Consider the following 5,953-nt stretch of genomic DNA (forward strand, 5'->3'; position numbering starts at 1 on the left):
ACGCATTTCCTGGGAGCGAGCAGGCCGCTGTACGGCCAGATCGACACCGACTCGAACCTGACGCGCGCGATGACGCAGCTCGAGCAGAGCGGCATCCGGCCCGAGGCCATCGTCTTCACGGGAGACCTCGCCGATCTGGGAGAACCGGATGCCTACGCGCGCCTCCGCAGGATCGTCGAGCCGGCCGCGGCGCGGCTGGGTGCCCAGGTCATCTGGGTGATGGGCAATCACGACGAACGCCCCGAATACTCGCGCGGCCTCTTCGACGTGGAGCCGAGCACGGAGCCGCAAGACCGGGTCTACGACATCGACGGCCTGCGCATCATTTCGTTCGACACGTCGGTTCCCGGCTACCACCACGGCGAGATGACCGACGGCCAGCTCGACTGGCTCACCGACGTACTCGCGACCCCGGCCGAGCACGGAACCCTGCTCGCGCTCCATCACCCGCCGATGCCCACCCCCCTGCTCTGGGCCATGGAGATGCTCGAACTGCGCGGTCAAGACCGGCTGGAACGTGTCGTCCGGGGCACCGACGTACGCGGCATCCTCGCGGGGCATCTGCACTACTCCGGCCACAGCACGTTCGCGGGCGTCCCCGTGTCTGTCGCCGCCGCCACCTGCTACACCCTCGCGCTCACCGCGAAAGACCGCCTGCTCTCCGGGGTCAACGCCGATCAGGCGATGAATGTGGTGCACGTCTACGACGACCGGCTCGTGCACTCGGTGGTGCCGATCGGCGACCGCGCCGAGATCACCGGATTCGCGGACGACGTCATCGGGCGCATCGAGGCGATGACGCCCGAGCAGCGCACCGAGACCTTCTCGAAGAAGACCTCGTCGTTCAACCTGGGCGAGGAACCACCGGCCTAGACCGCGACGGCCTGCGGGCTAGACCCCTGCGGGCTGCCCGGCGCCTTCCGTGCCGGGCAGCTGGGCCCGGTAGACGTCGGCGACGCGCTCGAGGTAGGCCGTGATGGTGTCCTGCTCGGCGTCGTCGAATCCGCCGATCACCGCATCCATGCCGAGGATCATCGGCATCAGCGTGCCCATCGCCTTGCGCACCGAGTCGGGGTGCGGAACGACGAGGATTCCGCGGCGATCGTCGGGGTTGCGCTCGCGCGAGACGTGCCCGACGGCGGTGAGGCGGTCGACGACGGTCGTCACCGCGGCCGTGGACATGTGCAGCCGGCGCGCGAGTTCCGTGGGGCTGAGCGCACCATCGCGGATGAGCTCCTCCATGGCCTCGAGGTCGGTCGGGTTCACGGTCAGTTCGCGTCCGAGATGCCGCTCGAAATCGCCGGTGAGGTTCAGGATGTCGCGGAGCAGCGTCGTCGCCGGGTGCACGTCGAACGATCCGCGGCCCGGGGCGGCGGAGTCGGGGTCTCGTTGCATAAGGGGGAGTTTATCGGTACGGTAGCTAAAACTTCAGGTAATTAGATGATCTAATTACCGCGACATTGTTCCGACCGTCACTAAGGGGCGCACAGCATGCACCGGCTCACCGATTTCATCACCGCGAAGAAGACCTCGTGGATCGTCCTGGTGATCGCGGTCGCCGTCTCCGCCGCGATCTTCGCGCTCGGGTCGGGGTCGACGGGGGAGTCGTCGCCCGGCGTCGGTCTGCCCGATTCCGCGGAGTCGGCACAGGTCGCCGCGCTACAGGCCGACCTGCCCGCCGCCGACGCGACATCCGCCCTGCTCGTGTTCGCCCGCGACGGCGACGAGCTCACCGAAGCCGACATCGCGGCCATCACGGCCAACGCGCAGAGCCTCGCCGACGAGTCGGCCGACGGCTTCGTGCCGCCGCCCACCGTGTCGGAGGACGGCACGACCGCCGTCGTCGTCGTGCCCCTCGACATCATCGACGACGTCACCGAGCAGGCCGACCGCGCCGCCCAGCTGCGCGAAATCGCGAACGCCGACCTGCCCGACGGCCTCGAGGCCCTGCTCACCGGCCCCGAAGGTTTCGCCGTCGATGTCGCCGCGGTCTTCAAGGGCGCCGACTTCACCCTGCTGCTCACCACTGTGATCGTGGTGGCGGTGCTGTTGCTCATCACCTACCGCAGCCCGTGGCTCTGGCTCGTCCCACTCGCCGTCGTCGGACTCGCCGACGGGCTCGCGGGCATCGTGGCCACCCGAATCGCCGCGGCCGCCGGCATCACGCTCGACGCCTCGGTCACCGGCATCCTCTCGGTGCTCGTGTTCGGCGCGGGCACCAACTACGCCCTGCTGCTCATCGCCCGCTACCGCGACGAGTTGCGCCTCGTCGCCGATCGGCGCGTCGCCATGGCGCAGGCGCTGCGTGGGGCCGGCCCGGCGATCATCGCGAGCGGAAGCACCGTCGTGCTGAGCCTGCTCACCCTGCTGTTCGCGCAGCTCACCGGCAACCGCGCACTCGGGCTCGCCTGCGCCGCGGGCGTCGTGGTCGCTATGCTCTTCGCCCTGTTCGTGCTGCCGGCCGCTCTCGTGCTGTTCGGCCGCGGACTGTTCTGGCCCTACGTGCCGCGCTTCGGATCGGAGAACACGGCGCACCGCGGCGTCTGGTTCCGTCTCGGTACGGCCGTGTCGCGCAGGCCGGTCGCTGTCGCCATCGTCGGTGTCCTGCTGCTCGGCGGGCTCGCCGTCGCCGGTGTGCCGCAGATCAAGGTCGGCCTCGCCCAGACCGAGAGATTCACCTCGGTTCCCGAGGCCGTCGTGGGACAGGAGCTGGTTGCGGGTGCCTTCAGCGCGGGCAGCGGATCGCCCGTCGTGGTCATTGCGAACGCCTCGTCGGCCGACCGGGTTGCCGCGGAGGCGGAGAACGTCGACGGTGTCGTCTCGGCGACCGTCGGCGAGTCGACGGGCGAGATCACCCAGGTCGACGTGGTGCTCGACGCCGCCGCGGAGACCGAGGAATCGTTCGCGGCGGTCACGGACCTGCGTGCCGCCCTGCACGACGTGGACGGGGCGGACGCTCTCGTCGGCGGGCTCGACGCGCAGACGCTCGACGTGAACGCGGCCCAACAGGCCGACCAGAACCTGCTGATCCCGCTCATTCTGGCGCTGGTCTTCCTCGTGCTCGTGTTGCTTCTGCGCTCGATCGTCGCGCCGGTGCTGCTGCTGCTCACCGTGGTCGCGTCGTTCTTCGGAAGTCTCGGCGCGAGCTGGCTGCTGTTCGAATCGGTCTTCGGGTTCCCCGCCATCGACACGAACGTGATCCTGTTCAGCTTCCTGTTCCTGGTGGCCCTCGGGGTGGACTACAACATCTTCCTCGTCACCCGGGCGAGAGAGGAGGCGGTGCAGCACGGCACCAAGACGGGCATGATCCGCGCGCTGTCGTCGACCGGCGGGGTGATCACGAGCGCCGGCATTCTGCTCGCGGCGGTCTTCGCCGTGCTCGGCGTGCTGCCGCTCATCACGCTGACCCAGATCGGCATCATCGTCTGCATAGGCGTGCTGCTCGACACCCTGCTGGTGCGCACCGTGCTCGTGCCCGCCCTCGCCTTCATCGCGGGTGAGAGATTCTGGTGGCCGTCGAAGCTGCACGCGCCGGCGCACCTCGCGCCGGAGTCCGCTGCGCCAGAGTCAGCAGCGTCCGCCCGCCCCGCGAAGTAGCCCGGAGCCGTCGTCGAATAGCGGGAGCGAAGATGCCTCGGCCGGCCGCCGTGCGGTGACCACGGCGAGCCGGTGTCCCGACGGTCCGGACGGAAGGCACGATGAGACCATGCAACTCGACCGGGTGCTCGCCGACTTCTCGCTCTACCTGAGCGCGGAGCGGGGCTTCAGCGAGCACACCGTGCGCTCGTACCGGTCCGACCTCGCCGACCTGTTGCGGTTCGCCGACGAGGCGGGTGCGACCGACTCCGCCGAGATCGACCTCGAACTGCTTCGCGGCTGGCTCTGGAGGGGCTCGACCGCCGGGCTCGCCAAGTCGACGCTCGCGCGCCGGTCGGCGACCGCTCGTTCCCTCACGTCGTGGCTCGCCCGCTCGGGGCACACACCGACCGACGCCGCCGCGCGCCTGCGCGCACCGAAGTCCGACCGTCATCTGCCGCGCGTTCTCACCCGCGCGCAGATGGACACCCTGCTTGAAGGGCTCGACGCCCGCGCCTCCACGGGCGACCCTCTCGCGATCCGCGACCTCGCGATCGTCGAGCTGCTGTACGCCTCCGCGTTGCGGGTGAGCGAGCTCGCGGGCCTCGATCTGCGCGATGTCGACCTCGGGCGGCTCACGGCCCGCGTGCTCGGTAAAGGCTCGAAGGAGCGCGTGGTGCCATTCGGCGTGCCGGCGAAGAACGCCATCGCAGCCTGGTTGGAGGTGCGCGAGCCGGGCAAGGCGCTCGCCACGGCGGGCGGCATCCACGACGGGCCGGCGGGAGGCATCCGCCACGCCACGACCGGCACCCACGGCGCCACGAGCGACGCCACGCCCGCGGGTGCTCCCGTTTCCGCGCGCACAACCGGGCCGAGCACGGCGTTGTTCCTCGGAGCGCGCGGCGCCCGCATCGGGACTCGCGCCGTCTACACCCTGGTCGCCGGGCTGCTCGAGAGTGTGCCGGGCGGTGGCCCGGCCGGTCCGCACGCGCTGCGCCACACGGCGGCGACCCACCTGCTCGACGGGGGAGCGGATCTTCGGGCCGTTCAGGAGCTGCTGGGTCACGCCAGCCTCGGTACCACCCAGATCTACACGCACGTCTCCACCGAGCGGCTCAAGGAGAGCTACGCCATGGCGCACCCCCGGGCCTGACGCGACTAGCGTCTCCGACACCGCGGCCGCACCCGACATCACAGCCGCGCCCGCCTCGGCCCCGCCAATCGCGCCCTCACCCGACGCGATCCGCCGGGTCGGCAGCAGCACCGAACGCGGCACCTCGCCGAGGTAGAGCATGGGCGACACGTACTCACCGTCGAGCCGGACACCGAAGTGCAGGCACGGCGCCGAGCAGTGCCCGGGCTGAAGCGTGCCGACCGGGTCTCCCCGGCGAACGGCGTCGCCCGCCTTCAGCGTGGTCACGACCGGTTCGTAGCTCGACAGCAGGCCGCCGCCGTGCGCGATCGACAGCACGCCGCGGTCGACGACAGTTCCGGCGAAGTGCACGGTGCCGTCGGCAGGCGCGGTCACCTGCGTGTCCGCGGCGCCGATGTCGATGCCGCGGTGCCCGGCCGAGTACCGGTCGAGCGGGGCGAGGAAGGGCCGCACGATCGGGTGTGGGGCCGGCACGGGCCACCGCCACGGGGGAGGGCCGGCGGCGGCAGCGGGAACCGACCCCGCCACCAGGGCGAGCACAATCAGGCCACAGACACGTCGCATCCGATCAGAATCGTCCTCGGCGCGATGCCGCGAAGCCCAGCCGACCGATCTGTCGAAATCGGTGCCGGCCCCACGACCTGTGGGGGAGCAGAGCGGTGATATAGTTCTCGGAGCGCTGTGCGTAAGCACGGCGACTACGCGTGTCCGTTGCGACTGTACAGTCGCGCAACGCCATCCACTCAGTCACCGCCGAAATCCAGTTGCCGCCGAAAGGCAGTCACCGCTGGACGACACAGTGCCGGATGCGTGCCGGGCACCAGGTTCGCGGCCGACCGGCCGCGATAACAACTGAGTTGGCGCGAAGAGCCGTTGTAGGCGCGCGCCAGAAAAGGAGCACGGCCATGGCCGTTGTAACAATCCGCCAGCTGCTCGACAGCGGCGTCCACTTCGGACACCAGACGCGTCGCTGGAACCCGAAGATGAAGCGATTCATCCTGACCGAGCGTTCGGGCAGCCACATCATCGACCTGCAGCAGTCGCTCGCCTTCATCGACAAGACCTACGACTACGTCAAGGACACCGTCGCGCACGGCGGAACGATCCTCTTCGTCGGAACCAAGAAGCAGGCTCAGGGCTCCTTCGCCGAGCAGGCTCTTCGCGTCGGCCAGCCCTACGTCAACCAGCGCTGGCTCGGTGGACTCCTCACGAACTTCCAGACGG

Annotated in this window: 5 protein-coding genes and 1 pseudogene; 4 read left to right on the forward strand and 2 right to left on the reverse strand. The window is 69.8% G+C overall.

All coding sequences use genetic code 11. The features are described from left to right. Nucleotides 1–873 (forward strand): phosphodiesterase (locus ACLQ6X_RS08610; RefSeq protein WP_411699761.1); only part of this gene is annotated, 873 nt, incomplete at its 5' end. A gap of 18 nt (nucleotides 874–891) precedes the next feature. Here ACLQ6X_RS08610 and ACLQ6X_RS08615 read toward each other — a convergent pair. Next, nucleotides 892–1,395, reverse strand: a complete 504-nt coding sequence (locus tag ACLQ6X_RS08615) for a MarR family winged helix-turn-helix transcriptional regulator (protein ID WP_411699762.1) — start codon at nucleotides 1,393–1,395, stop codon at nucleotides 892–894. A gap of 96 nt (nucleotides 1,396–1,491) precedes the next feature. Between ACLQ6X_RS08615 and ACLQ6X_RS08620 the strand changes: the two genes are divergently transcribed. Beyond that, a complete protein-coding gene (locus ACLQ6X_RS08620) occupies nucleotides 1,492–3,597 on the forward strand; it encodes an MMPL family transporter (RefSeq protein ID WP_411699763.1) in 2,106 nt (701 codons plus the stop codon). Between the two features lie 109 nt (nucleotides 3,598–3,706). Continuing rightward, a complete protein-coding gene (locus ACLQ6X_RS08625) occupies nucleotides 3,707–4,729 on the forward strand; it encodes a tyrosine recombinase XerC (RefSeq protein WP_411699764.1) in 1,023 nt (340 codons plus the stop codon). Nucleotides 4,730–4,882: 153 nt separating this feature from the next. On the opposite strand, the pseudogene ACLQ6X_RS08630 reads toward ACLQ6X_RS08625, so the two are convergent. Beyond that, nucleotides 4,883–5,293, reverse strand: a pseudogene (locus ACLQ6X_RS08630) (murein hydrolase activator EnvC family protein); the annotation flags it as partial. Between the two features lie 341 nt (nucleotides 5,294–5,634). On the opposite strand from ACLQ6X_RS08630, the gene rpsB reads away from it, so the two are divergent. Further along, nucleotides 5,635–5,953 (forward strand): 30S ribosomal protein S2 (rpsB, locus tag ACLQ6X_RS08635; protein ID WP_411699765.1); only part of this gene is annotated, 319 nt, incomplete at its 3' end.

Origin of the sequence: Conyzicola sp., assembly GCF_046714715.1 — a bacterium.
GTDB lineage: Bacteria > Actinomycetota > Actinomycetes > Actinomycetales > Microbacteriaceae > Conyzicola.